The organism is Micromonospora sp. NPDC049799 (assembly GCF_040656655.1).
Classification (GTDB): domain Bacteria; phylum Actinomycetota; class Actinomycetes; order Mycobacteriales; family Micromonosporaceae; genus Micromonospora.
Window position 1 is genome coordinate 1 of record NZ_JBFAMU010000779.1, and the last position, 1,694, is coordinate 1,694.

1 protein-coding gene is annotated in these 1,694 nt (G+C 74.7%); it reads left to right on the top strand.

Annotation, left to right across the window (positions count from 1 at the left end):
• Positions 1-94 precede the first annotated feature (94 nt).
• On the top strand, positions 95-1,561 hold the full coding sequence (locus AB0I76_RS29395) for an NADH-ubiquinone oxidoreductase-F iron-sulfur binding region domain-containing protein (RefSeq protein WP_357042251.1): 1,467 nt from the start codon (positions 95-97) through the stop codon (positions 1,559-1,561).
• Positions 1,562-1,694 lie beyond the last annotated feature (133 nt).

Here is a 1,694-nt window from a genome sequence, read left to right on the forward strand (position 1 = left end):
GGGCCGCCGGGGAGAGCCGCTCCGCCCGGCGCCGCCGCGCCAACGCCGCCGACGTCGACGGCGCGTACTGGGCCGGGCTGCGGGGTGAGGCGAAGTGATGCGTACGACGGTGCCCCCGGTCGCCTGCGTCGGTGAGCCCCGGCTCACCGCCGGCTTCGCCGAGTTCGGCCGCCTCGACCTGCTGGCCCACGAGGAGGTGCACGGCCCGATCGGGCCGATCGAGCCGGCCCACCTGCTCCGGCTCGCGGAGGGTGTCCAGCTCAAGGGCAAGGGCGGGGCCGGTTTCCCGTTCGCGAAGAAGCTGCGCGCCGTGCTGGAGTCCTGCGAGCGGCAGGACCTCGGTGCCGTCGTGGTCGTCAACGCCAGCGAGGGGGAGCCGGCCAGTTGGAAGGACAAGGTGCTGCTCACCCGGGCACCGCACCTGATCCTCGACGGGGCCGCCCTGGCCGCGTACGCGCTGGACGCCGAGGAGATCGTGATCGGGGTGGCCGACGACGGGGTGGGCCGCGACTCGCTGACCGAGGCGCTCCAGGAACGCCGGATGCCGGTGGAGACCACCATCGTCACCGTGCCGCACCGGTTCATCTCCGGCGAGGGCGGCGCGTTGGTCAACGGGATCAACGGCCTGCCGCACATCCCGCCCGGCACGAAGAAGCGCTCCAGCGACTCCGGTGTCGGTGGGCTGCCCACCCTGCTGTCCAACGCCGAGACGTACGCCCAGCTCGCGGTGGCCGCCCGGCTCGGACCGTACGAGTACGCGGCGCTCGGCACCGACGACGAACCCGGCACCGTCCTGCTCACCGTGACCGGCGCGGCGAAGCGGCCGGCGGTCGTGGAGTGTGCCGCCGGCACCCCGCTGCGGGAGATCCTCGACCTGTGCGAGGTGCCGGACTCGCCGGGCATCCTGATTGGTGGCTACCACGGCAAGTGGATCACCCAGGAGGCGGCGGACCGGGCCGAGATCTCCCGCAAGGGTCTCGCCGCCGTTGGCGGCACCCTCGGCGCCGGCATCGTCGTTCCGCTCGGCGCGGACACCTGCCCGCTGGGCGAGGCCGCGCAGGTGGTGCGTTACCTGGCCGGGGAGTCCGCCGGCCAGTGCGGTCCGTGCAGGATGGGCTTGCCGGACCTGGCCCGCGCCGTCGACCTGGCGGTGTCCGGCAGCGCGCCGGTGGAGGTGGTCCGGGCCGCCGCCGGCGACGTCAAGGGCCGGGGGGCGTGCAGCCACCCCGACGGTACGGCGCGGTTCGCGCTCTCGGCGATGGAGGTCTTCGCCGAGGACCTGCGCCTGCACACCACCGGCGACGGGTGTGGCCGGCGGGTCAAGGGCGTGATGGGCCTGCCCGGCGCGCCCGACGAGAACCCGCAGAAGCTCACCCTGGACTGGTCGCGCTGCGACGGGCACGGCCTCTGCGCGCACGTCGTACCGGACTTCATCCGGCTCGACGCCAACGGATACCCCGCCTTTCCGCCCACCCCCGTGCCGACCTGGCTGCGGGAGGGCGCGCTGAAGGCGGTCAAGGTCTGCCCCGAGCTCGCGCTGCGGCTGTCCAAGGTCGAGTAGCGCGCCCGTACGAAGGGAGACGCGGATGCTCCGCGTAGCGGTGAGCACCGGACGACCGGGCGGTCGGCGTGACCCTGCGTGGCGCGCCCGGCGGGCCGGCACGGCGGCGGCCCTGGTCGCCGCGCTGCTGGGC